Annotated in this window: 20 protein-coding genes; 8 read left to right on the plus strand and 12 right to left on the minus strand. The window is 63.8% G+C overall.

Annotated elements, in window-relative coordinates; genetic code table 11:
• Nucleotides 1–33 precede the first annotated feature (33 nt).
• Nucleotides 34–2,133, plus strand: a complete 2,100-nt coding sequence (locus AC57B1_RS13600; RefSeq protein WP_408345012.1) for an FUSC family protein — start codon at nucleotides 34–36, stop codon at nucleotides 2,131–2,133.
• A gap of 30 nt (nucleotides 2,134–2,163) precedes the next feature.
• Here the strand turns inward: AC57B1_RS13600 and AC57B1_RS13605 are convergent, their stop codons facing one another.
• Both AC57B1_RS13605 and AC57B1_RS13610 read right to left on the minus strand, forming a co-directional pair.
• On the minus strand, nucleotides 2,164–2,490 hold the full coding sequence (locus AC57B1_RS13605; RefSeq protein ID WP_496417736.1) for a GIY-YIG nuclease family protein: 327 nt from the start codon (nucleotides 2,488–2,490) through the stop codon (nucleotides 2,164–2,166).
• 9 nt (nucleotides 2,491–2,499) lie between these two features.
• Nucleotides 2,500–3,669 (minus strand): GNAT family N-acetyltransferase, encoded by a 1,170-nt coding sequence (locus AC57B1_RS13610; protein WP_408345018.1) that lies wholly within the window; start codon nucleotides 3,667–3,669, stop codon nucleotides 2,500–2,502.
• A gap of 133 nt (nucleotides 3,670–3,802) precedes the next feature.
• Here AC57B1_RS13610 and AC57B1_RS13615 point away from each other — a divergent pair, with 133 nt between their 5' ends.
• Nucleotides 3,803–5,491 (plus strand): NAD+ synthase, encoded by a 1,689-nt coding sequence (locus AC57B1_RS13615; RefSeq protein WP_496417737.1) that lies wholly within the window; start codon nucleotides 3,803–3,805, stop codon nucleotides 5,489–5,491.
• 136 nt (nucleotides 5,492–5,627) lie between these two features.
• The gene (glnK, locus tag AC57B1_RS13620) at nucleotides 5,628–5,966 is read left to right on the plus strand and encodes a P-II family nitrogen regulator (RefSeq protein ID WP_006048444.1); all 339 of its coding nucleotides are present in this window, start codon (nucleotides 5,628–5,630) and stop codon (nucleotides 5,964–5,966) included.
• A gap of 262 nt (nucleotides 5,967–6,228) precedes the next feature.
• Here glnK and AC57B1_RS13625 read toward each other — a convergent pair whose 3' ends face one another.
• The 5 genes from AC57B1_RS13625 to AC57B1_RS13645 form a co-directional block, all read right to left on the minus strand.
• On the minus strand, nucleotides 6,229–7,380 hold the full coding sequence (locus AC57B1_RS13625) for a porin (protein ID WP_095417013.1): 1,152 nt from the start codon (nucleotides 7,378–7,380) through the stop codon (nucleotides 6,229–6,231).
• Between the two features lie 590 nt (nucleotides 7,381–7,970).
• The gene (locus tag AC57B1_RS13630) at nucleotides 7,971–8,750 is read right to left on the minus strand and encodes an ABC transporter ATP-binding protein (RefSeq protein ID WP_091796244.1); all 780 of its coding nucleotides are present in this window, start codon (nucleotides 8,748–8,750) and stop codon (nucleotides 7,971–7,973) included.
• Nucleotides 8,751–8,796: 46 nt separating this feature from the next.
• Nucleotides 8,797–9,510, minus strand: coding sequence for an ABC transporter permease (locus tag AC57B1_RS13635; protein ID WP_091796242.1), 714 nt, complete (start codon nucleotides 9,508–9,510; stop codon nucleotides 8,797–8,799).
• Nucleotides 9,507–10,196, minus strand: coding sequence for an ABC transporter permease (locus AC57B1_RS13640; protein ID WP_496417738.1), 690 nt, complete (start codon nucleotides 10,194–10,196; stop codon nucleotides 9,507–9,509). Before AC57B1_RS13640 ends, AC57B1_RS13635 begins: the two co-directional genes overlap by 4 nt.
• A gap of 300 nt (nucleotides 10,197–10,496) precedes the next feature.
• Nucleotides 10,497–11,273, minus strand: a complete 777-nt coding sequence (locus tag AC57B1_RS13645; RefSeq protein WP_496417739.1) for an ABC transporter substrate-binding protein — start codon at nucleotides 11,271–11,273, stop codon at nucleotides 10,497–10,499.
• Nucleotides 11,274–11,766: 493 nt separating this feature from the next.
• Here AC57B1_RS13645 and AC57B1_RS13650 point away from each other — a divergent pair, with 493 nt between their 5' ends.
• On the plus strand, nucleotides 11,767–12,477 hold the full coding sequence (locus tag AC57B1_RS13650; RefSeq protein ID WP_496417740.1) for a pirin family protein: 711 nt from the start codon (nucleotides 11,767–11,769) through the stop codon (nucleotides 12,475–12,477).
• A gap of 172 nt (nucleotides 12,478–12,649) precedes the next feature.
• Here AC57B1_RS13650 and AC57B1_RS13655 read toward each other — a convergent pair whose 3' ends face one another.
• On the minus strand, nucleotides 12,650–13,195 hold the full coding sequence (locus AC57B1_RS13655; RefSeq protein WP_496417741.1) for a Spy/CpxP family protein refolding chaperone: 546 nt from the start codon (nucleotides 13,193–13,195) through the stop codon (nucleotides 12,650–12,652).
• A 220-nt stretch (nucleotides 13,196–13,415) separates the two neighbouring features.
• On the opposite strand from AC57B1_RS13655, the gene AC57B1_RS13660 reads away from it, so the two are divergent.
• Entirely contained in the window at nucleotides 13,416–14,141 is a 726-nt protein-coding gene (locus AC57B1_RS13660) for a response regulator (RefSeq protein WP_012432166.1), read from the plus strand.
• Nucleotides 14,125–15,444, plus strand: a complete 1,320-nt coding sequence (locus AC57B1_RS13665) for an ATP-binding protein (RefSeq protein ID WP_496417742.1) — start codon at nucleotides 14,125–14,127, stop codon at nucleotides 15,442–15,444. The genes AC57B1_RS13660 and AC57B1_RS13665 overlap by 17 nt, the downstream gene beginning before the upstream one ends.
• 101 nt (nucleotides 15,445–15,545) lie before the next feature.
• Here AC57B1_RS13665 and AC57B1_RS13670 read toward each other — a convergent pair whose 3' ends face one another.
• Complete coding sequence (locus AC57B1_RS13670; protein WP_007175813.1) at nucleotides 15,546–15,812, minus strand: double-stranded DNA-specific endonuclease; 267 nt, start codon at nucleotides 15,810–15,812, stop codon at nucleotides 15,546–15,548.
• Between the two features lie 144 nt (nucleotides 15,813–15,956).
• Nucleotides 15,957–17,648: a sensor domain-containing diguanylate cyclase gene (locus tag AC57B1_RS13675; RefSeq protein ID WP_408345037.1), complete on the minus strand. Its 1,692-nt coding sequence runs from the start codon at nucleotides 17,646–17,648 to the stop codon at nucleotides 15,957–15,959.
• 708 nt (nucleotides 17,649–18,356) lie between these two features.
• On the opposite strand from AC57B1_RS13675, the gene AC57B1_RS13680 reads away from it, so the two are divergent.
• A complete protein-coding gene (locus tag AC57B1_RS13680; protein WP_091796226.1) occupies nucleotides 18,357–20,108 on the plus strand; it encodes an ABC transporter permease in 1,752 nt (583 codons plus the stop codon).
• A gap of 19 nt (nucleotides 20,109–20,127) precedes the next feature.
• The gene (locus AC57B1_RS13685) at nucleotides 20,128–21,474 is read left to right on the plus strand and encodes an ABC transporter ATP-binding protein (RefSeq protein ID WP_091796224.1); all 1,347 of its coding nucleotides are present in this window, start codon (nucleotides 20,128–20,130) and stop codon (nucleotides 21,472–21,474) included.
• A 103-nt stretch (nucleotides 21,475–21,577) separates the two neighbouring features.
• On the opposite strand, the gene AC57B1_RS13690 is transcribed toward AC57B1_RS13685, so the two are convergent.
• Both AC57B1_RS13690 and AC57B1_RS13695 read right to left on the minus strand, forming a co-directional pair.
• On the minus strand, nucleotides 21,578–22,147 hold the full coding sequence (locus AC57B1_RS13690; protein WP_408345042.1) for a hypothetical protein: 570 nt from the start codon (nucleotides 22,145–22,147) through the stop codon (nucleotides 21,578–21,580).
• A complete protein-coding gene (locus tag AC57B1_RS13695; protein ID WP_408345045.1) occupies nucleotides 22,144–22,722 on the minus strand; it encodes a hypothetical protein in 579 nt (192 codons plus the stop codon). The genes AC57B1_RS13690 and AC57B1_RS13695 overlap by 4 nt, the downstream gene beginning before the upstream one ends.
• Nucleotides 22,723–22,744 lie beyond the last annotated feature (22 nt).

Genomic DNA, 22,744 nt, shown 5'->3' on the forward strand with positions numbered 1-22,744 from the left:
GCCAATCCCCGTTCCCTTGAGCCCACCGTCCGGATGCTGAATCGCAAGTCCAACCCGTCGTCGTCTTCGCAGCGCTGGTCGAACTGGCTGTATGCCGTCGCGAGCGCGATCTACCGCAAGCGGCCGGTCTGGATGGTGTCGTTTTCGACGAGCGAGGCCAGTCTGTCGGAAGGCTTGAGAGCGGCTTGCGCATCCACTGCCATGCTCGCGCTCGGCAATGTACTGCACGAACCGATGTTCGCGTGGGCCGCGATCGGCGCCTTCTGGACCTGTCTTGCCGATGCCGCCGGCTCCAACCGCGCCCGCTTTGCATCGATGATGGGTTTCGCGGTGCTGTCCACGCTGTGCGGAGGCTTGACCTCGTTCGCGTCCGCAGAGGGAACGGTGGTCGCCGCGCTCGCGGTGCTGCTGTTCACGAGTCTCGGCGCGTTCGGCAGAATCTGGGGCGCGGCTACATCGCAGGTGACGATTCTCGTGGCGACCGCCTGCGTCGTGATGGTCGATCGGCCGATGCACGATGTGCGGCAAGGCATGGCGTTTCTCGGCGTCTATCTCGTCGGTTGCCTGTTCGCCGTCGCGCTGAGTCTGACGGTCTGGCGCATTCATCCGTTCGGCACGAGCCGCTCGACGCTGCGTGCCGTGTATCTGCGTCTGGCGGATATCGCGCTGGATAGCGCCCGGCTGCTCGAACGGCGCGCGGCCCGCGGCGAGTGGGCCACGCATGCGGCGAAGTTTCGCGCCGATGCGCGAGCCGCGCTCGAACGTTCGCGCAAAGTGCTGGCGCGGGTGCCCGCGTCGAGAACGGGCGGCCGCGAAACGTACGACACGCTGCTCGGCTTGCTGACCGATGGCGAAGCGTTGTTCGCGTATCTGATCGCCGTCTCCGGCGCCTGTGAGCGAGCGCCGGATAACGCATGGCGCGCCAAACGCGCGGCGCGGCTGCTGGCCGTCATGGGCGACTTGTTGCGCGACATCGGCGCGGCCGTCAACGATGCGCAGTGGGAGCGTCTCACTGCGTTGCAATTGCGCCTGCGCCGCTTCGCGAAGCGGCTCGAAACCGCGTTGTCGGAACCGGTGTCGCTGAAGTCCGATTTCGAACTGGTCGACTTCGCGCCGGTGTATGCGCAGCCCGAAGGTTGGCGCGACAGCGCCGCGCGGCTCTTCACGCGCATCTGGGCTACGTTCAAAGCGAACCTGTCGGTCGAATCCGTTGGCTTGCGGCATGCGGCCCGCGTCGGTGTGACGACCACCGCCGGCTTTCTCGTGATTCGCGCGCTCGGGCTGCCGTTCGGCTACTGGGCGACCATGGCGACGCTGCTGATTCTGCAGCCTTCGATTGCCGCGACCTGGCCGCGCAGTATCGAGCGGGCGGCGGGCAGCATCGTCGGCGGCGTGCTGGCGGCGGGCATCGGCTACGCGATCCATTCGCCGCTCGGCATTTCCCTCGCGGTGTTTCCGCTGGTGATGGCGACCATGGCGCTGCGTCCCGTCAGCTACAGTCTCTTCGTGCTGTTTCTCACGCCGACCTTCGTGCTGGTAGCCGACTTCGCGACGCCCGGCGCCAGCGAATTCGTTTATGCGATCACGCGGCTCGGCAACAACGTGCTCGGCTGCGTATTGGCGCTGCTGGCCACGTTCTATCTATGGCCGACGCGCGAAAAGATCGACTACCGCGCGTATCTGGGCGAAGCGGTGCGCGCCAATCTCGCGTATCTGCGAGCCGCGCTGGCGTCGCCTCGCCGCAGCGAGAAGGATATGGAGCGCTTGCGCCGGGCCGCAGGTCTGGGCAGCAATAACGCGGAAGAAGCGATCGGCCGGATGCGCCTTGAGAAACTCGAGGACTCGATGGCCGATACCGTGACGCTGACGGTGCTGAGCGTGTTGCGCAGAATGGCCGGCACCGCGACGCAACTGCGCCTGAGTACGAACCGGCGCGACACGCACGACGAACTCGACGCGTGGATCGCGACCGTGAGCGCGGATATCGACGCCGCGTTGGATCGGACCTTGCGGCCGGTGCGCCACGCGCTGCCGGCGCGGGATGGGCTGACTTCGCTTGAGGCTGACGCGGTGGGGGAGCTTGCGTTGATGCATCGGCTGCTGAATGAGCGGATGCGAGAGGCGAGGGGATAGCGAGCCTGAACGAAGCCGAACGGCCCTCGTTCAGGACGCGCCGGTTGCCTGCTCCGTCGCCTCATCAACAACCACTTCAGGCTCCGCCAACGGCATCACAGACTCAAGCGTGCGCAATCCCGCCGCCAACGCCCGCTTCTCCGACGCCGCGAGACGCTTGACCCAATACTCGGCGCGCGACGCGCTCGACCGGTCCGTCAATTCAAACGACGCCAGCACCCGCAACGGCTTGCGCGAACGCGTATAACGCGCGCCTTCGCCGCTGACGTGTTTGTCGAAGCGCGCCTGCACATCGACGGCAATGCCGGTATAAACGCTGCCGTCCGAGCATTCGAGCAGATAAAGAAACCACGCCATAAACGCGCTTCAGCCTTTGAACGGATTGTGTTCGCGCAGCTCATCCACATACGCGTGGATGCTGTTCTTTTCGTTGTCGAGAAAGTGGCCGACCGCATCCGCGAAAGCAGGGTGGGCGAGCCAGTGCGCCGAGCGCGTCACCGTGGGCAGGAAACCGCGCGCCATCTTGTGTTCGCCCTGCGCGCCGCCTTCAAACGCACCGAGCTTTTCCTCGATGCAGAATTCGAGCGGCTGGTAGTACGCGGTTTCGAAGTGCAGGCACGGCACATGTTCGAGCGCGCCCCAATACCGGCCATACAGCGTGCCGCCGGTTTTCGCGTCGCGCTGATACACCACCAGCGAACTCGCGATCGGCTTGCCTTCGTATTCGGCGATCACGAGCAGCAGATTCTCCGGCATCGACGCGCCGATCATGCGGAAGAAGTCGAGGTTCAGATACGGACTCGAAAAGTGCTCGCGGTATGTCTGCCGATAGCACTTGCTGAAGAAACGCCAGTCCGCGTCCTGAATGTCCTCGCCGCGAATCCGGCGCATCGTCACGCCGGCCTCCTGCACTTTGCGGCGCTCGGCGCGAATGTTCTTGCGCTTCTTCTGTTCGAGCGTGGAAAGGAAATCGTCGAAGTCGCGATAGCCGTCGTTCAGCCAGTGAAACTGCACGCCTTCGCGTTGCATCATCCCCATGTCGGTGAGCGCGTGGGCTTCCGTTTCGGTGGGAAACAGCACATGCAGCGACGACACGTCGGCCTGCTCGGCGAATGCCATCAGCGTGGCCGCCAGATGCTTGAGCGCATGCGTATCCGCCGATAACAACCGGTTGCCTTGCACCGGCGTGAACGGCACGGCGCACAGCAGCTTCGGGTAGTACGGCAAGCCGTTGCGCTTGTAGGCGTCAGCCCAGGCCCAGTCGAACACGTACTCGCCGTACGAGTGCCCCTTCAGGTACACCGGGGCGGCGGCCACCAGCTTGTCCGTGCGCGGGTCCGTCAGCGTGACGAATTGCGGCGCCCACCCGGTATCGGCGACGGCGCAACGGGTCGCATGCAGCGCGCTCAGGAACTCGTGCCGCAAAAACGGCGTGGGCTGCGACTGCTGGGCGAGGAGGGCATTCCATTCGGCGGCGTCCACCTCGGAGGGCGACGCCAGAATGCCCGTGCGATAATCAAAGCGTTCCTGGTTCAATCTGTGTGACTGTTCCCAATGAGCGGCGCGGCGCATTAGGCGCTACGTCGTTCGTTTATCCGATTTGTCCATTCCGTCGAGCTAACCAGCCGCGGTACTCGCAAGCCACGTCGGCTTGCCTGTCGATCCTGCCATGAAGACCCGAATCGCTCTTGCCCAAATCAATGTCACCGTCGGCGACTTCGCCGGCAATGTCGAAAAGATTGTCGCCGCCGCGCGCACCGCGCACAACGGTGGTGCGAAGCTGCTGATCGCGCCTGAACTCGCGCTCTCCGGCTATCCGCCCGAAGATCTGCTGCTGCGTCCCGCGTTTTATGCCGCGAGCGCGGCGGCGCTGGCCGACCTCGCTTTGCAACTGAAACCGTTCGCGGGCCTGCATGTGATCGTCGGCCACCCTTTCCGTGACGTGGAGCACGGCCATGGTAATGCAAACGCGCCGATCGAGCGCGGCGTGCCGCCGGTGGATACGTTCAACGCGGCGTCGCTGATCGTGGATGGCGAAGTGCGCGGCACGTATCGCAAGCAGGATTTGCCCAATACGGAGGTGTTCGACGAGAAGCGCTACTTCGCGTCCGATCCGCAGCCGTTCGTGTTCGAACTCGACGGCGTGAAGTACGGCGTGGTGATCTGCGAGGACGCATGGCATGCGTCGGCGGCGCAAATGGCGAAGGCGGCGGGCGCGCAGGTCGTGCTGATTCCGAACGGCTCGCCGTATCACCTGAACAAGGAAGCGGTGCGTTTCGACATTCTGCGCGCGCGGATTCGCGAGACTGGCCTACCGATGGTCTACGTGAACATGGTCGGCGCGCAGGACGAATTGGTGTTCGACGGCGGCTCGTTCGTGCTCGACGCGCAAGGCGAACTGGTCGCCAAGATGGCGCAGTTCGAGGAAGCGACCGCGATCGTCGAATTCGAGAACGGCACGCCGTTGCCGGCGGCGATCGCGCCGGATCTGTCGATCGAGGCTCAGGTTTATGCGGCGCTCGTCATGGGCGTGCGCGACTACATCAACAAGAACGGCTTTCCGGGCGCGCTGATCGGCCTGTCGGGCGGCGTGGATTCGGCGCTGGTGCTGGCCGTTGCGTGCGACGCGCTCGGCGCGGACCGCGTGCGCGCGGTGATGATGCCGTCGCGCTACACGGCGGACATTTCCACGACGGACGCCGCCGAAATGGCGCGCCGCGTCGGCGTGCGCTACGACGAAATCGCGATCGCGCCAATGTTCGACGCGTTCCGCAGCTCGCTCGCGGAGGAATTCGCGGGCCGCGCCGAAGACGCGACCGAAGAAAACATTCAGGCGCGCATTCGCGGCACCTTGCTGATGGCGCTGTCGAACAAGTTCGGCTCGATCGTGCTGACCACCGGCAACAAGAGCGAAATGGCGGTGGGCTACTGCACGCTTTACGGCGACATGGCCGGCGGCTTCGCGGTCATCAAGGACATCGCGAAGACGCTTGTTTACCGGCTCTGCCACTACCGCAACCAGGCGACCACCTTCAGCAAGCAGGACATCATTCCCGAACGGATCCTGACGCGCGCACCGTCGGCGGAACTGCGCGAGAACCAGACCGATCAGGACAGCTTGCCCGAGTACGAAGTCCTCGACGCGATCATGCGCATGTACATGGAAGAGGACCGCTCGCTCGCCGAAATCATCGCGGCGGGCTACGCGGTGGAAGACGTGAAACGCGTCACGCGCCTCATCAAAATCAACGAGTACAAGCGCCGCCAGGCGCCGATCGGCATTCGCGTCACGCATCGCGCGTTCGGGCGCGACTGGCGTTATCCGATCACGTCGCGCTACACCGAACCGGTGGAGTGAGCCGCGCCGAACCCTCGGCCGATCGCTGCGGACTCAACCAAACCACGCGCCGGATTGCCGCAACGCATCCGGCGCGGCGTAGAATAAAAATCATCCATTTCCCTTTCACTCTTCCAGACACGAGACGAGGTCCGCCATGAAGCGCATCACTGCAGTCATCAAACCGTTCAAACTCGACGAAGTGCGCGAGGCGCTCGCTGAAGTCGGCCTCACCGGGCTGACTGTGACGGAGGTCAAAGGCTTCGGCCGGCAGAAAGGCCATACCGAGCTCTATCGTGGTGCAGAGTACGTGGTCGACTTTCTGCCGAAAGTGAAAATCGAAGTGGTGGTGGCGGATAACCAGTGCGATCAGGTGATCGACGCGATCATCGGCGCGGCGCGCACCGGCAAGATCGGCGACGGCAAGATTTTCGTCGCCGACGTGGAGCGCGTGATCCGTATTCGCACCGGCGAAGAAAACGAAGCAGCGGTTTAAACCGCCTGACTTCGTAGCCTTGAAGCAGGGACCGAGCGCGGCGGCCTTAACAAACTGCGCTCACAAGCGCGACGTGAGCCGGGCATGCACCGAGGCGGTGCGTCAAGGTGGAAGGCAAAACCGTCCGCTCAAATAAAAAACGGTGCGATACCCTTTCGGACATCGCACCGATACGCGCCTCTCGCAGCAGCGTGAAAAAGATTCTCTTGAAGAATTCTTGACTACAACCCCGGAGGGAGTCCCTCCGGGGAGCACCGTTCGATTAGAACGAGTGTTGAATACCTGCGTACACGCCAGTCTGGCTATGACCCGGCAGCGGGTTGTCCGTGCTGGTTGCCGTACCTGCGTTGTTGGCATTCAGGCCGTAGTTAGCCGTCTTGCTGTTTTGCGTCGTTGCAACCTGGAGGTCCAGCAGCGTGCGCTTGGACAGGTTGTACGAGCCGCCGACCGTGTAGATCGTCGCGTTGCCTGCGCCATTGTTGCCGTTCACGTGGTAGACCGCAGCGATCAGCGCCGCTGCCGGCGTTGCTTGCCACGTCACACCGCCCCATTCGTGATCGAGCGTGGTCGGCTGGCCCGGCAGAACGTTCTGTGCACCTGCCGAACGGACAGCCTGGTAAGCAGCCTGAATCTTGAACTGACCCAGGAACACGTTCACGAGAGCCGAGTATTCACGCGATGCCGCGAACACGCCGTTACCGATGTTGGCCGTATTGACCGCGCTCGGGTTCGGGCCGTACAGCGCGCCGTTAGCCGGATTGCGGATTTCGTCGTAAATACCGCGAACCTGGAACAGCGAGTTCGTGTAGGTGACCTGTGCGCCAGCTTCGCGACCTTGAGCGGTCGTGCCGTTGCCGTTCCAGCTCGTTGCGTTCGACAGCGCGTATTGACCGTAGAAGTCAAAGCCCGCGATCTTCGGCGACTGGTAAGCGAAGTTGTTGCTCGATTGCGGCCAGTTGCGGCCACGCACCAGCGATGCCGACGACCAGTTCGATTGACCGAACGGGTCGAAGTCCCACACGCCGTTCGAGATGTACAGCATGCGACCCATCGTGAACGTACCGTACTGGTCGTTCGACAGGCCGACAGTTGCCCAACGATTGAAGAGACCGCCGCCGCCAGGGCCTGCACCCGTCATGGTGTTGAAGGAGCCTTCCAACTGGAACAGGACCTTGTTGCCGCCACCGATGTCCTCAACGCCCTTCAAGCCCCACAGGCTGGTACCCCAGTCGCCGCTTTCAGCGCGCCAGCGGTTCGTGCTGCCAGTTGCCTGACCATTTGCACCCACGCCTTGCGGAACGCCCGTCATGTACTCAATACCGGCGTCAAGGCGGCCGTACAGCGTCACGCTGCTTTGGGCGTGCGCAACAACACCGGCTGTCATCAGCGCAGCGGCGAGCAAAGCTTTCTTCATCTTCTCCTCCATACCCTGTCAAAAAGTGAAACCCAGTACTGCGAATGGTGCTCGGCCGCGAGTTGCGCCGAACAGAAATCGGTACCAGGGAGATTAGCGGGTGGATTGGGTCTCCTGCCGTGACGTGTAGCCTTGGGGCTATCTGGTCGTCATGCCGATCCCTCGCCGACCGGTTCTCCTCTGTGCTTTGAAGTAAAACTACTTTTAATGAACTTTGTTTTGCTACTTTGGTTACTAATTTATCAAAAATACACTTCACTGGGAGAAGAAATTAGTACCGGCCTCGATTGATGTCTCCAAATTGCAATAAGAATATGGGCGACGACCCGTCGCAACACCGGCGAAAATCGTGAAAACCCTTATGCGACAAGGGAATCACGGTTCGGCACAGGTAGCGTTAAGGATTGCCACTATTGACGCCTTAGATGCGGCAGAGTAAGGCGGAAAGGCGGGGGTTCGAGGCGGGTGGGAGGCGGTTTCCGTGGCCGAAAACGCCAGAATGCACAGGTCACCGAAACAAAAAAGGCGCCGGTAAGCGCCTTGTAATACTACTTCGACTACAGCCCAGATAATGGGTTATTCGTGGGCCGTTATTTGAGGCTGCCGGAGAGGAATTGTTTGAGCCGTTCGCTCTTCGTGTTCCTGAACACTTCGTCGGGATGGCCTTCTTCTTCCACGCGGCCTTGATGCAGAAACATCACGTGATTCGACACGTTGCGCGCGAACGCCATTTCATGCGTGACGACGATCATCGTGCGGCCTTCTTCGGCGAGCGTCTGCATGACCTTGAGCACTTCGCCGACCAGTTCGGGGTCGAGCGCGGAGGTCGGTTCGTCGAACAGCATCACATCCGGATGCATGGCCAAGGCGCGCGCGATCGCCACGCGCTGCTGCTGGCCGCCCGACAGATGCGACGGGTACTGTTTTTCGAGGCGCGGCGCGAGCCCGACCTTTTCCAGATATTCGCGCGCGCGCTCTTCGGCTTCCTTGCGCTTCAGTCCCAGCACGTTCACGGGCGCCTCGATGATGTTCTCGAGCACGTTCATGTGCGACCACAGGTTGAAGTGCTGGAACACCATCGAGAGCCGGGTGCGCACGCGTTGCAACTGCTTCGGGTCCGACACGCGTAATGCGCCGTTCTTGCCGATCTGCGTGCGGACTTCTTCGCCATCCACGAAGATGCGGCCGGAGTTCGGCTGTTCGAGGAAGTTGATGCAACGAAGCATCGTGCTCTTGCCCGAACCCGACGAGCCGATCACGCTGATTACGTCGCCGGCATTGGCCCGGAGCGACACGCCCTTGAGAACTTCGTTGTCGCCGTACTGTTTGTGAAGCTCGTCGACGAAGAGCTTTTGCTTCTTGGTGTTCATCTGAATCCTTGGGCGTGCTGACTTACTGAGGGCGCGGTGCCTTGGGTTACTTGCCTTGCGGCCGCAGGTAAGCGAGCCAGCGGCGCTCGGCGCGGCGGAACAGCCACACGAGCGCGAACGAAATGCACAGATAGAGCAGGGCGGCGATACCGAACGCATTGAACGACTGATACGTGGCGGAGTTCACGTCGCGCGCGATCTTGAGGATGTCCGGCACGGTCGCGGTAAACGCGACGGTGGTGGCATGCAGCATCAGGATCACTTCGTTGCTGTAGTACGGCAACGCGCGGCGCAATGCCGAAGGCAGAATCACGCGCCGGTACAGCGTGAATGACGACATGCCGTAAGCGCGTGCCGCTTCGATTTCGCCATACGGCGTCGCCTTGATCGCGCCGGCGAAAATCTCGGTGGTGTACGCGCAGGTGTTCAGCGTGAAAGCGAGCAGCGTGCAATGCATGCCGTCGCGGAAGAACGCGTTGGTGAGCTCGTGATTGCGGATGATTTCGAGGCTGTACAGGCCGGTGTAGCAGAGCAGCAGCTGCACATACAGCGGCGTGCCTCGGAAGATATACGTATACAGCCACACGAGACCGGCGAGCCACTTCTTCTTCGACACGCGGGCTACCGAAAGCGGAATCGACAGGCAGAAGCCGAGCCCGATCGACACCACCAGCAGCCACAGCGTGATCGCCACGCCGGTGATGCGGTAGCCGTCGGTGTAGAGATAATTGCGCCAGTATTCCTGAATGATCTCGATCATAGATCCGCCTTTCGCACGCCGGTCGAGTAACGCTTTTCGAGGTACATCAGCACGAAGTTGGACACTGTGGTGATGACGAGATAGATCGCCCCTGCGAACAGGGTGAAGAAGAAGAACAGCAACGTGCCCTTGCCCGCGTCCTGCGAAGCCTTCACCACGTCGGCGAGGCCGATGATCGACACCAGCGCGGTGGCCTTGACCATCACCTGCCAGTTATTGCCGATGCCGGGCAGCGCGAAGCGCATCATCTGCGGGAACATCACGCGGGTGAACACCTGCCAGCCGGTCATGCCGTAAGCCGCGCCGGCTTCGAGCTGACCGCGCGGCACGGCGAGAAACGCGCCGCGGAAGGTCTCGGTGAAGTACGCGCCGTAAATGAAGCCGAGCACCGCGACGCCGGCCACGAACGGATCGATGTCGATCTGATCCCAGCCGAGCAGGTCGGTCAGGTTGTTCAGCCAGATCTGGATGCTATAGAACAGCAGCAGCATCAACACCAGATCGGGCACGCCGCGCACGAGTGTGGTGTAGACGGTGCCTACGCCGTTCGAGATGCGGTTTTTCGACAGTTTCGCCGCCGCGCCGAGCAGGCCCAGCACGAAAGCGAACGCCAGCGACAACACCGCCAGTTTGACGGTTTGCCAGGTGCCGTTGAGGAGCAGCGGGCCGTAGCCTTGAAGGAACATAGGGGGTCCTTGACGATGCGTTTGCGACACACCGCGAAAGACGCGGCCAACTCTGCGCCGCGTTTGCCGCGAGCTGGTGGCTCGCTGTGACCGGCGGCGCACAGCGCACCGCTGTGCAAATCATGACTGCATGGCCGTTGCCGGTCTTGCAGCGCGCTTTTCGACTCTTGGGGTGAAGCTACGGGTGAATCTACTGCCGACTGTATTACGAAGCCTCGTGAAAGCCCATGCGGGCGTGCCCCGAGTTTCGTGGGTGCTGCTTCCGGTGTCCGGGCTCTGTGTTAGAGCCCGGCTTCGGACTCAATGCCCAGGATAGATGTCGAAGTCGAAGTACTGCTTCTCGAGCTTCCTGAACGTTCCGTCCTGATGAACCTGCGCCAGCGCCCGGTTGAACATCGCCTTCAGCTCGGCGTCGTCCTTGCGCAGGCCGATGGCCGTGCCTTCGCCGATCGTCTTCGGATCCTTCACTTCCGGGCCGGCCCAGCCGAAGCCTTTGCCGCGCGGCGTCTTCAGAAAGCCGGCGTCGGCCTGCACTTCGTCCTGCAACGCGGCGTCGAGACGCCCCGAGGCGAGGTCGGCGTACACCTGATCCTGATTCTGGTAGGGCACCACGGTCACGCCTTTGGGCTCCCACCAGACCTTGGCATAGGCTTCCTGCGTCGAACCCTGCTCGACACCGACGCGCTTGCCCTTCAGCGAGGCGGCCGTGGGCAGCAGCGGCGACCCGGTCCGCGCGATCATGCGGGCCGGGGCGTCGAACAGCTTGTCGGAGAAGTCGATCTGCTCGCGGCGCTTGTCCGTGATGGTCAGCGACGACACGATCGCGTCGAACTTCCTGCCCTTCAACGCGGGAATGATGCCGTCGAGATCCTGTTCGACCCACACGCATTTCACGTTCATCTTCGCGCACAGGGCGCGGGTCAGGTCGGCGTCGAAGCCGACCACCTGGCCGTTGGGGGCCATGGATTCGAACGGCGGATAGCTGGCGTCCACCCCGATTCGCACGGTCTTCCACTCTTTCGCCATCGCGCCGGTGGCCATGACTGCCAATGCCACACACAGTGCGAGCTTCTTCATGTTTCTCCTGGGGCAAACTGATCGTCGTGGTGCTCCGATCTCGACGACCGCCGGTTCGTGGCCGGCCGTCGCTATTCTAGGCGGTCAAAATTGTCGCGCCGCCCGCTGATCCTGCTTCGCGGCGAGCCGCGTCCATTTGATGCCGCGATGAGTCTGGCGCAGGTCTGGAACCCGCTGCGCATCCATCACGGTCCGCCGTGGCGGGCCCGCTGACGTGCCTTCGGCGCCCACGCAATCTCGAAAAGCGCGGTATTTTACCCGAACAGGGACGGGGCGCCAGTGCGGGGCGTCCGCGGCGGTGAACCGGCGGGTGCGGACGTTGTGCGAGCGCGACGCTAACAGCGCAACAGCGCAACAGCGCAACAGCGCCGCAGCGCGCCAACTGCCGATTGCACTCATTGATGAAACGATCCGGTGCACTCACGCCGATTGTTTAGCGCAGGCTCTGCCCATACATTCCCGACATCGCCATTTACTCACCGGGAGTTCCTCCATGTTCGAGATTCGCCGCTCCGAAGAACGCGGTCACGCCAACCACGGCTGGCTCGACTCGTATCACAGCTTCTCGTTTGCCGACTATCGCGATCCCCAGCACGTCCACTTCGGCCCGCTGCGGGTCATCAACGAAGACCGCATCGCCGGCGGACAGGGTTTCGGCACGCACGGCCATCGCGACATGGAGATCGTCACGTATGTGCTCGAAGGGGCGCTGGCCCACCGCGACAGCATGGGCAACGGCTCGACCATCCGTCCCGGCGACGTGCAGCGCATGAGCGCCGGCACGGGCGTGCAGCACAGCGAGTTCAACGCGTCGCAGGACGAACCGGCGCACCTGTTGCAGATCTGGGTGATTCCGCAATGCGCGGGCGACCAGCCGGGCTACGAGGAAAAGCGCTTCGACGCCGCCGACAAGCGCGGCCGTCTGCGCGTGGTCGCTTCGCCCGACGGCCGCGACGGCTCGGTGACGATTCACGCGGACGCGTCGATTTACGCGGCGCTGCTCGATGGCGCGGAAACGGCCACGTTCGCGCTGCCCAAAGGCCGGCTCGCGTATGTGCATGTAGCGCGGGGCGCGGTGACGGTGAACGGCGAAGCGCTGCGCGCGGGCGACGCCGCCAAGCTCAGCGAAACCGATACGGTGACACTGGAGAAGGGCGATGACGCCGAAGTGCTGCTGTTTGATCTTGGGCCGCTGAACGGCTAAGTCGCAAGCTGCCGGTTAGCGCGGCCGTCTTCGCATAAAGGACGATCGACGCGCGCGCTGCGAGCCCGCTGTGTAACAAAAGAAACGCCACGGAAGGCAAACCTCCGTGGCGTTTTTGCATCTGGCAGAGCAGGCGGCCGCGCCAGCCGCTTGCCTGCCGTGAACTGTCTACTTATTGATTGGCCGCAGGCGCCGATGCCGGCCCCTTGCGATGCTCCCAGCGCTCGTGCATCTTTTCATGACGCGACTCCATCTTCGCAAAGCGCTGCTTGAGTGCCGTGCTGACGGTGGTCTTCTGCTGGTCGTTCAGGCCGTTATAGAACTTGAGCCACGCGTCCGTGGTTTGCTGACGCAGTTGCGCGTCTTTCTGCTCGACCTGCTGGTGTGCGGCGGCCATGGCGTTCAGATCCAGGATCGGCTGCTGCTGCGCGGCCTTGAACTGGTTCTTGATCTGGTCATGATTGGCGCGCATGGCCTCGTGGTTCTGCTTCATGGTGTCCAGCGCGGCTTGCCACTGCTTTTCCTGATCCGCGTTCAGCTTCAACTGGTCGTGCAGTTGCGTCAGTTCCTTCATGAAGTGGCCGTGCCAGCCGCCGGGGCCGCCGGGACCACCGGGGCCGCCATGATCGGCGGGTTGTGCGGCATAAGCAGCGCCCGCGCCGATGGCGAGAGCGGTGGCGGCAACGGCGAGAACGCGCGACATCTTTTTGGTGGACATGTGAGACTCCCTGTAATGGAATAGCCGACGATGCAACCGGTTAAAGTGAACGGCCTGCATTCGGTAAGACACAGCGTAGAGAACTGCGCGATTCGCTGTGTTACGTGGCTGGACGCGGACGTTACGGCACATTACGCATGCCTTTCACCGTAACACCCGGTAACCCTTGAGGCCCGTCTGAAATCGAAAACCCTTCCTGCTGCGCGTTAAACTTCATCCCATGGCTACTCAAATACTTGTTGTCGACGACGACGTCGAATTGCGTGATCTGCTGCGCGACTATCTGGCCCGTCAGGGCATCGAGGTATCGGTGCTGCACGACGCGGGCTCGCTCGAGCGCAGGCTCGAACGCGAGCGTCCCGATCTGATCGTGCTCGACCTGATGATGCCGGGCGTCGACGGGCTCACCGCGCTGCGCAAGCTGCGCGCGTCGGGCGACGACATCCCCGTGATCATGCTCACGGCGCGCGCGGACGACGTGGATCGCATCGTTGGTCTGGAGCTCGGCGCGGACGACTACCTCGGCAAGCCGTTCAATCCGCGCGAGTTGCTGGCGCGCGTGCAGGCGGTGCTGCGCCGCCGCCGCACGCTGCCTTCGGCGGCGGCGCCGGAGCAGCGCGAGCCGTTCAACTTCGGCCGCTTCACGCTGGATTTCCAGTCGCGCACGCTGCATCTGGAAGACAAGCCGCTCACGTTGTCGGGCAGCGAATTCGCGCTGCTGAAGATTTTCGTCAATCACCCCATGCGCACGCTCACGCGCGAGCGCCTGCTCGAACTGCTGCACGGTCCGGAATACGACGGCACCGACCGCGGCATCGACGTGCAGGTCTGGCGTCTGCGCCGCATTCTCGAAACCGACCCGTCCACGCCGCGCTTCATTCAAACGGTGCGCGGCCGCGGCTACGTGTTCGTGCCCGACGGCGAACAGCATGCGCCGGCCCATTGATTCGCTGTTCGGACGGCTGGCGCTGCTAGTCGTCGCGGTCCTGCTGCTGTCGCATTTCGCGTGGTACGCGCTCATGCGCCTCGAGCGCAGTCAACTGCAAACACGCTACGCGGTCGAGGAAGCCACCTTTCTCGTCGACGCGGTGCGTCAGCACGTCGCGCGAACACCGGATCAGCCGTTGCCGTCACGTGTGAAGCTGGTCGACCCGGCGAGCCCGGAAGTGCCGCCGGAGAGCGCGGACATGCCGCCGCCGCTCGAACGTTTCGTCGAAGACGTGCGCGACCGCATGCCGTCCGGCACGCAGGTGCGCGTCGGTGTGCCGGGCCGTCCGCCCACGCTGTGGGTGCGTGCCATCTCCGATCGCAGCTGGATCGTGGTGCCGGTGCAGCCGTTGCGCACGCCGCGCTCGCTCGATCGTACGGTGTTGTGGCTTGCGATCATTTTCTCGTTCGCGGTCATGGCGGCGCTCTTCGCCGCGTGGGCGCTGCAGCAGCCATTGCGCTCGCTCGCCCAGGCGGTGGCGCGTTTCGGCCGCGGCCTGCCGGTGCCGCCGGTGCCGGAGCGCGGCCCGCGTGAGTTGCGTCAGCTGACCCACGGTTTCAATCAGATGGTCCAGGAAGTGGCGCGCACGGAGAACGACCGCGCTGTCATGCTCGCAGGTGTCGCGCACGATCTGAAAACGCCGCTGGCGCGTTTGCGGCTGCGCGCCGAGATGATGGACGAAGTAAAGGTGCGCGACGGCGTGGTGCGTGACGTCGATTCCATGACGCATATCGTCGACCAGTTTCTGGTGTTTGCGCACGACGGCGCCGATCGCAGCGAGCCCGTCGAAGTGGATGCGCAGTGCGAGCGCGTAGTGCGCAGTTATCGGGCGGTGGCGTCCGGCGCGCCCACGGTGCAGACCGAACTCAACGCAGGGCCGGCGTTCCTGTTGCCTGCCGCCACGCTCGACCGGATTCTGTCGAACCTGCTCGACAACGCGCACGCGTACGGCGCCCCGCCGATCGTCGTGGCCACGGCGCGTACTGCGCAAGGCTTCACCTTGTCTGTGAGCGACAACGGCGGCGGCATCGCGGCGCAGGATCTGATCAACGCCAGCCGGCCGTTTGTGCGGCTCGATCCGGCGCGCGGCGGCAACGGCCATAGCGGCCTGGGGCTCGCCATTGTCGAGCGCTTGGTGCGTCGTGCGGGCGGGGAATGGGAAATCGGCAACCACGGCGGCCGTGGTTTGCGAGTCTTGATGAGCTTTCCGTTCGAAGTGTTGCCGCGGGTCGCGGCAACCTCGGAGAATGCCTGGTCGTGAATGGCGCCTGGCGATTGGCGGCGCGGCTCGGACTTGAGCCGCCCGCACCGCGCGCCGCGATCCCAACGCAAGGTTCGCAGGCGCGGACAGACGGTGGCGCGCTAATCTGAAAACAACGTATTCAGCGCATTCGCCGCGTCGCTATCCACGGTATTCCACGTCACCGTTTCGGCTTCGAAAATGTAATGCGTGGTGTACTTGCCGAGCCGCGCCAGGATCTCCTCCTGAATCAGTTCCGGCGCCACGTCCAGCTTCAGATACCACGCGGTGGACGACAGGCGCGTCTGGAACGCGCCGTATTCGGCCAGCAGATGGTCGAACGCGTCAGCATCCTGATCGCGACAGACGATGACCAGATTTCCCTTCATGCGAATCTCCGTAAGAGCGGTAGCGGCAACCTCGATATCAAGGTCGATCATACCTGCTTCATTACGAGACGCCCGAAGGCGGATCTTGCGTTGCGTCAGTTTCTTGCGTAGTGGCCGAGGCGCCGGCGGCCACCGGCGAGCGCGTTACCAGACGTTGGCCACCGTGCGGGCGGGCGGCGCGGTGTCGTCGGGCGGCAAGGCTTCGGTGCGGTCGCGGCCGCCCGATTTCGCCGCGTAGAGGGCCGTGTCGGCGCGGCTCATGATGCGCTCGGGCAGATCGTCGGGCGAGAGTTCGGTGATGCCGATGCTCACGCTCAAGCCCACGGAAGCGGGCAACTTCGGTGAAGGCATTGCTTTCAGGCGCAGCCGCAGGCGCTCGACGACTTCGCGGCCGCCGGCCAGATCCGTGGCCGGCAACAGCAGGCCGAACTCTTCGCCGCCCAGCCGGCCGATCGCATCGGCGCCGCGCAACTCGGCGCGGCAGGTGTCGACGAAATGCTCCAGCGCACGGTCGCCGGCTGCGTGGCCGAAGCGGTCGTTGATCTGCTTGAAGTGGTCGAGGTCGGCGATCGCCATGCACAACGGCTCGTTGCTCACGTGCGCGCGTTCGATCTCATGACGCAGCAAGTCGAGGAAGTAGCGCCGCGACAGCGCGCCGGTCAGCACGTCGTGACGGGCCTCGGCCGAGAGCAGCGTATTGGCGGATTGCAATTGTTCGGCAAGATCGCGGGTCGCGCGATGGTGGCGCCGCTCGCGCACGTACGACACCGTGATGACCCACGCCAGCGCGACCGTGCCGGCGAGCGTCAGGAACACCAGCAAATGATCGCGCTTGTGATTGCGCAGCAGTTCCGGCCAGGCCGCGAGCGGATCGACCAGATGCGCCGACAGCCCGGAGTTCAGGCCGCCGCGCGCCTGATAGAGTGACGGCACGGGGCGCTCGGACATGCCGAACAGTTGTCCGGCCACGGCGGAGGGCACCCACGGCGCCTGTTCGCGCACCTGGGCGTCCACTCTGATCTGGATGTCGGGGAAGCTGTCGCGCAGATAGATGGTCTTGCGCTCGGCGGGACTCATCTGCGCGACGCGTGAGTTCGGCAACGCGCGGCCTTCGAGCGCGCTGTTGTGCGCCATGATGATGACGCCGTTGTCGTCGGTGACGAAGGTGCCGGCATGCGCGACCCAGTGGCGCAGCCGCGCGATCCCGACCTTGGCGACGACCACGCCGACCAGCAGGCCGTCCGCATAAGCCGGCGCGGCGATGAAAATGCCGGGCTCGCCGCTTGAGCGGCCGACGCCATAGGCTTCGGAGAAGGCGCCGAGCAGCGCGTTCGTCAGGTAGCTGCGCACGCGCATGTCGGTGCCGACGAACGAGCGCTCGGCCGCGAACGGGTTGTTGATCGAGTTGCTGGAGGCGACGCAGATGCCGTTTGAATTGACGAGCCAGATCTGGTCGAGCCCGGAGAAACCTTGTGCGTCGTGCAGGAAGTTGCTCACGGCGGTCATCTTCGCGTCTTTTAGCAACGCGGCGCGCAGGGCGGGTTCCGTCGTTTGGTCGTTCACGGCATAATTCTGGGATTGCACCAGAGCGCGCTGGACCACGTCCATTTCGGCCATGGTCGCGGGGATGGCCCGAGACATCGCGAGGTCGCTGGCGATCACTTCCGCCATGTTGTCGACGATCGACGTGGACATTTGCCGCTGCGCACGCAGGGCCGCGTCCAGCTCTTGCTGTACCATCCGGTCCGCGACCATGCCGGCCACGAACCAGCAAACCAGTACGATCAGCATAAAGCTGACCGGCCCGGTTGCCTGGCGCAAGGTTGTCCTGTTCATCGACTCTCTGATCCGTCTGGCTGTGACATGCAACTAGCTCATTCGTGGCAGCGCGCCGGCGCTGTTTCGCCCCTGCGCAAGCGCTCGGCAAAACGCCGCCGCTGTGGCCCGGGATAAATCGACGGCAGGCGTCGTCTTCTGATTTTAACCGTCATGGGGCCAGACGCCATTGTTATTGCGGGAAAGCGAACTACCCGCACCGCGCCCATCAGGTTCTTAACGGCGGCCCGGCCGGTTTCTTAATGGCAGTACGGGTTTTCCGGGGGCCGCCGATGCGATCCGGGCCACCGCCGCCCGGCTGAAGATGTGGCCTGCGCGCGACGATGAACGGCCTGCCGCTTGACGTACGCGCGCGGCCCTCAAGGGCGATAGCGGCACGTCCCCCGTTATTTATCGCGATTTACCGCGAAAGGTTGTGCCTGAAACATAGGATGGTGTAGTGTCGTGCCGTCCAAAACAAGGAAAGCTCGCCAGCCTACGGGCGGCGCCCGCGGCGACAGGAGTCGGGTTTGAGGGTTGCGGTCCTGGGCGGCTCGTCCACGGACACATCCTTCACCGGTCCACGTGTCTCCAACGCTAACGATTTACCGCGCACACGCGTTTTGCCATGCCTGATTTCCGCTTTCCGGACCGATCTTCAGACCGCCGCGCCGAAGCCGCGGCCTCCTTGTCGTTTGCGAACTGCTGGCTCGACGGGGAGGGCATCTGATGGATTTCAGCTTCAACCTCAAGCGCACCGCCAATGCGTCGGCATGGCGGGTGCTGCCCAATCGCTGGGACTTCGTCGCCTTCCCGCTGATCATCTGCGTGATCGCCATGGCGGCGATCGGTTTTCACGAGACCTTGGCGCCCATGTCGACGCTCAAGACTCAGACCATCTCGCTCGATCCGGCGAATCTGCCTGAGTACGCCATGCGCACCACGCTGCGCATGCTGGCGGCCATGGTCGCCTCGCTGATCTTCACGCTGGTGTATGGCACGCTGGCGGCCAAGAGCCGCCGCGCCGGGCTCGTGCTGGTGCCGATCCTGGACATCCTGCAGTCGGTGCCGGTGCTCGGCTACATATCGTTTACAGTCACCTTCTTCCTCGCGTTGTTTCCCGGCCGTGTGCTCGGCGCCGAACTGGCGGCGATTTTCGCGATCTTCACGAGCCAGGCGTGGAACATGACGTTCAGCTTCTATCAGTCGCTGCGCACGGTGCCACGCGATCTCGACGAAGTCTCGCGCGGCTTCCACCTCACTTCATGGCAGCGCTTCTGGAAACTGGAAGTGCCGTTCTCGATGCCGGGCCTCATCTGGAACATGATGATGTCGATGTCGGGTGGCTGGTTCTTCGTGGTGGCCTCAGAAGCGATCACGGTCGGCAACCGCACGATCACGCTGCCGGGCATCGGCGCGTATCTGGCGCAGGCGATCTCGGACAAGAACCTGCATGCGATCGGCTGGGTGATCCTCGCCATGACGGTCGTGATTCTCGCGTACGACCAGTTCCTGTTCCGGCCGCTCGTCGCGTGGGCCGACAAGTTCCGCATGGAAAACACCAGTTCGGGCGACGCGCCGGAATCGTGGCTTCTCGATCTGATTCGCCGCACCCGCCTGATCCACCGGCTGCTGGTGCCGCTCGGCTGGATGTTCGCGCGAGCCGCGCGCGTGCCGCTGCGGCTGCCGGCCATCCAGGGGCCGCGCTTCCAGATCCCGCAGATGCAGAAGAGCTCGCGCGTCGGCGATATCGTATGGGCGGCGCTGGTGCTGCTCACCACCGTCTACGTGGTGTACCGCGTCTTCATGTATGTGCGCACCGGTGTCTCGCTGGATGAAGTCTGGCACGTGTTCGTGCTCGGACTCATTACGCTCTTGCGCGTGGTGGTGCTGATCGCGCTGGCCTCGGTGGTGTGGGTGCCGGTTGGCGTGCTGATCGGCTTGCGCCCGGCGCTCGCCGAAAAGATCCAGCCGCTCGCGCAGTTTCTCGCCGCGTTCCCGGCCAATCTGCTGTTCCCGGTGTTCGTGATCGCGATCGTGCGCTTCCACCTGAACCCGGACATCTGGCTGTCGCCGCTGATCGTGCTCGGCACCCAGTGGTATATCCTGTTCAACGTGATTGCCGGCGCGACCTCGTATCCGAACGACTATCGCGAGGCGGCCAAGAACTTTCATATCCGCGGCTGGCAGTGGTGGCGTCAGGCGATTCTGCCGGGCATTTTTCCGTATTACGTGACGGGCGCGATCACCGCGTCGGGCGGCGCGTGGAACGCGAGCATCGTCGCGGAATTCGTGCAGTGGGGCGACACCAAAGTGGCCGCGCACGGCTTGGGCGCTTACATCGCGCAGTCCACCGCCGCGGGCGACTATCCGAAGATCATCGTGGGCATCGCCGTGATGTCCCTGTTCGTGACACTGTTCAACCGCCTGCTGTGGCGTCCGATGTACGCCTACGCCGAAGCCAAGCTCCGGCTTGATTGAAATTTGAAGGCAAAACGCGATGCAAAATCCTAAAGCTGCTATGACCGCCGCGCCGATCCAGACGCCGCCGAAGCCGCCGCGCCTCGGCGAAGAGATCCTGCGCGTCAAGGACGTGTGCCGCGGTTTCAACAAGTCGCAGGGCGAACTGCTCGTCCTCGACGACGCGAACCTGTCGCTGCGCGAAGGGGAGATCGTCGGCTTGCTGGGCCGTTCGGGCTCGGGCAAGTCGACGCTGTTGCGCATCATCGCCGGTCTGATCGAGCCGACCGATGGCGAAGTCACGTATATGGGCAAGCCGCTCAACGGTCCCGCAAAGGGCGTCGCGATGGTGTTTCAGACCTTCGCGCTGTTCCCGTGGCTGACCGTGCTGCAAAACGTGGAAGCGGGCCTCGAAGCGCAAGGCGTCGGCGCGAGCGAGCGGCGCACGCGCGCGCTCGCCGCGATCGACCTGATCGGTCTGGACGGTTTCGAAAACGCTTATCCGCGCGAACTGTCGGGCGGCATGCGCCAGCGCGTCGGCTTTGCGCGCGCGCTGGTGGTCGACCCCACGCTGTTGCTGATGGACGAACCGTTCTCCGCGCTCGACGTGCTGACCGCCGAAACGCTGCGTACCGACCTGCTCGATCTGTGGACGCAAGGCCGCATGCCGATCAAGGCGGTGTTGATCGTCACGCACAACATCGAGGAAGCGGTGTTCATGTGCGACCGGATCCTGGTGCTGTCGTCGAATCCGGGCCGCGTGATCGCCGAGATCAAGGTGCCGTTCAAGCATCCGCGTAATCGTCTCGACCCGGCGTTCCGCCGGCTGGTGGACGAGATCTACGCGAAGATGACCGCGCGTCAGACCGACGAAAAGACCAAGAAGGGCCTCGAGTTGCACAGCTGGCTGCCGCATGTGTCGACCAACCTGATGGCCGGTCTGATCGAAACATTGGCCGCGGCGCCGTACCACGGCCGCGCCGACATGCCGGAAATCGCCCGTTCGCTGCATCTGGAGGTGGACGATCTGTTCCCGGTCGCCGAAGTGCTGCAGCATCTCGGTTTCGCCGACGTGCGCGAAGGCGATATTTTCCTGACGCCGCCGGCGCGCGTGTTCGCCGAGTTCGGCACGCAGGAGCGCAAGATGATGTTCGCCGAGCATCTGCTGCGGCATGTGCCGCTCGCCGCGCGAATCAAGAAGGTGCTCAACGAACGGCCGGGGCATCGCGCGCCGCGTGTGCGCTTCGAGCAGGAGCTGGAGGATTTTCTGTCGGACAGCGCCGCGGAAGAGACGCTCGACGCGGTCATCAACTGGGGCCGTTATGGCGAGATCTTCTCGTATAACGACCAGACCGAAATCTTCAGTCTGGAAGACGTGGAGTCTTGAGCGCGCTTGAGTAGCGTTCGAGCCGATCGGATCGAACGTCGCGCCTCGCGCTGAAGCGAAACAGGAACGGCAGGAGACCCTGCCGTTTTTTATTGCCGCGCGCCTATTGCAGATTGCCCCAGCGCGGAACGGCCGGTTCGGCGGACGCCCACTTCCAGCCCTTGTCCTGTTGGCACGCGCTCGCCGTGTACCAGTCCTCATGCGCGCTCGGGCCGTCGCCGTCCTGCACCGAGAACACGAATTCCTTGCAGAGCGCGAGGGCCGAACCGAATGCGCGCGTTACGCGAACCTGGCCGTGGCCGTTCTCGATCGGCAGCGTGTGCTTGACGGCCCAGGGGCGCGTCTCCCCGACCGGCATGGCGCCCGCCAACGCGGCGATCATGTTCTGCTGATCGGTGTGCATGGTGCGCATATAGTGGCCCACGGCCTCGTCGGTCGCCGCCTGTACGGCAATGCCGACACCGATGCCGATCGCCGGATTGGACGTCACGAGACCCGACGCGACACCGGCCGCCGCGCCGCTTGCCGCGCCCACCGACGAGCAGCCGCTCGTCATGACACTCGCGCCGACGCACAGCGCGCCGGCCAGCACGAGCCGCAGCCGGCTGCTGGACCACGTCGCGAGGCGCACGCGGCGCGCCTTGAGTCCAGCCGTATGCGAACGCGCCGTCATTGCAACGCGCCCCAACGTTCGGTGGCGGGTTCGGCCGATGCCCATTTCCAGTTCTCGCCGTCGCGGCAGATCGAGGCGACATAAAAAGCGCTGCTGGCCGGCACATTCTTGGTGGCCGTCTGGTCGACGGAGAAGACGATTTCCTTGCAGTCGAGCGCGCCCGTGCTGATCATGCGGCTCACGGTGACGCGGCCGTGTTCGTCGTCTTCGATCGGCACAGAGTGGGTGACGCTCCATGGCGCCACTGCGCCGACGTCGAGCGGCCCGGCGATTTTGGCGATACCGTCCTGCGTATTCGTGTGAACCACGCGCTCCGAATACTGCACGCCGGCCCGCGCCGCGGCGACTGCGCCGAGGCCGATGCCGGTCGCGACAGCCGCGTTGTTCGTCACTTTTGCCGCGAGCGCGGCGCCTGCGATACCGGCGCCGGCGGTGGCGCCTTCCGAGTAGAGCGAGCTACAGCCGCTCAACGCCGACGAGATCGCCACGACGAGAGCAACGAGTGCCGAGGCATTGGGACGACCACGCCCGGCGGTTTGTTTTGCCCATTCGGCCCAGACCATACTTTTTTGCATTTCCCTGTCTCTGCTCCTGCAA

Source organism: Paraburkholderia sp. BGA-UO-ETr-F21 (genome assembly GCF_059567925.1).

Coding starts and splice junctions, on each gene's coding strand:
- AC57B1_RS13600 (WP_408345012.1), top strand. CDS start 34: ATGCTGAATCGCAAGTCCAACCCGTCGTCGTCTTCGCAGCGCTGGTCG.
- AC57B1_RS13605 (WP_496417736.1), bottom strand. CDS start 2,490: ATGGCGTGGTTTCTTTATCTGCTCGAATGCTCGGACGGCAGCGTTTAT.
- AC57B1_RS13615 (WP_496417737.1), top strand. CDS start 3,803: ATGAAGACCCGAATCGCTCTTGCCCAAATCAATGTCACCGTCGGCGAC.
- glnK (WP_006048444.1), top strand. CDS start 5,628: ATGAAGCGCATCACTGCAGTCATCAAACCGTTCAAACTCGACGAAGTG.
- AC57B1_RS13625 (WP_095417013.1), bottom strand. CDS start 7,380: ATGAAGAAAGCTTTGCTCGCCGCTGCGCTGATGACAGCCGGTGTTGTT.
- AC57B1_RS13630 (WP_091796244.1), bottom strand. CDS start 8,750: ATGAACACCAAGAAGCAAAAGCTCTTCGTCGACGAGCTTCACAAACAG.
- AC57B1_RS13635 (WP_091796242.1), bottom strand. CDS start 9,510: ATGATCGAGATCATTCAGGAATACTGGCGCAATTATCTCTACACCGAC.
- AC57B1_RS13640 (WP_496417738.1), bottom strand. CDS start 10,196: ATGTTCCTTCAAGGCTACGGCCCGCTGCTCCTCAACGGCACCTGGCAA.
- AC57B1_RS13645 (WP_496417739.1), bottom strand. CDS start 11,273: ATGAAGAAGCTCGCACTGTGTGTGGCATTGGCAGTCATGGCCACCGGC.
- AC57B1_RS13650 (WP_496417740.1), top strand. CDS start 11,767: ATGTTCGAGATTCGCCGCTCCGAAGAACGCGGTCACGCCAACCACGGC.
- AC57B1_RS13655 (WP_496417741.1), bottom strand. CDS start 13,195: ATGTCCACCAAAAAGATGTCGCGCGTTCTCGCCGTTGCCGCCACCGCT.
- AC57B1_RS13660 (WP_012432166.1), top strand. CDS start 13,416: ATGGCTACTCAAATACTTGTTGTCGACGACGACGTCGAATTGCGTGAT.
- AC57B1_RS13665 (WP_496417742.1), top strand. CDS start 14,125: ATGCGCCGGCCCATTGATTCGCTGTTCGGACGGCTGGCGCTGCTAGTC.
- AC57B1_RS13670 (WP_007175813.1), bottom strand. CDS start 15,812: ATGAAGGGAAATCTGGTCATCGTCTGTCGCGATCAGGATGCTGACGCG.
- AC57B1_RS13675 (WP_408345037.1), bottom strand. CDS start 17,648: ATGAACAGGACAACCTTGCGCCAGGCAACCGGGCCGGTCAGCTTTATG.
- AC57B1_RS13680 (WP_091796226.1), top strand. CDS start 18,357: ATGGATTTCAGCTTCAACCTCAAGCGCACCGCCAATGCGTCGGCATGG.
- AC57B1_RS13685 (WP_091796224.1), top strand. CDS start 20,128: ATGCAAAATCCTAAAGCTGCTATGACCGCCGCGCCGATCCAGACGCCG.
- AC57B1_RS13690 (WP_408345042.1), bottom strand. CDS start 22,147: ATGACGGCGCGTTCGCATACGGCTGGACTCAAGGCGCGCCGCGTGCGC.
- AC57B1_RS13695 (WP_408345045.1), bottom strand. CDS start 22,722: ATGCAAAAAAGTATGGTCTGGGCCGAATGGGCAAAACAAACCGCCGGG.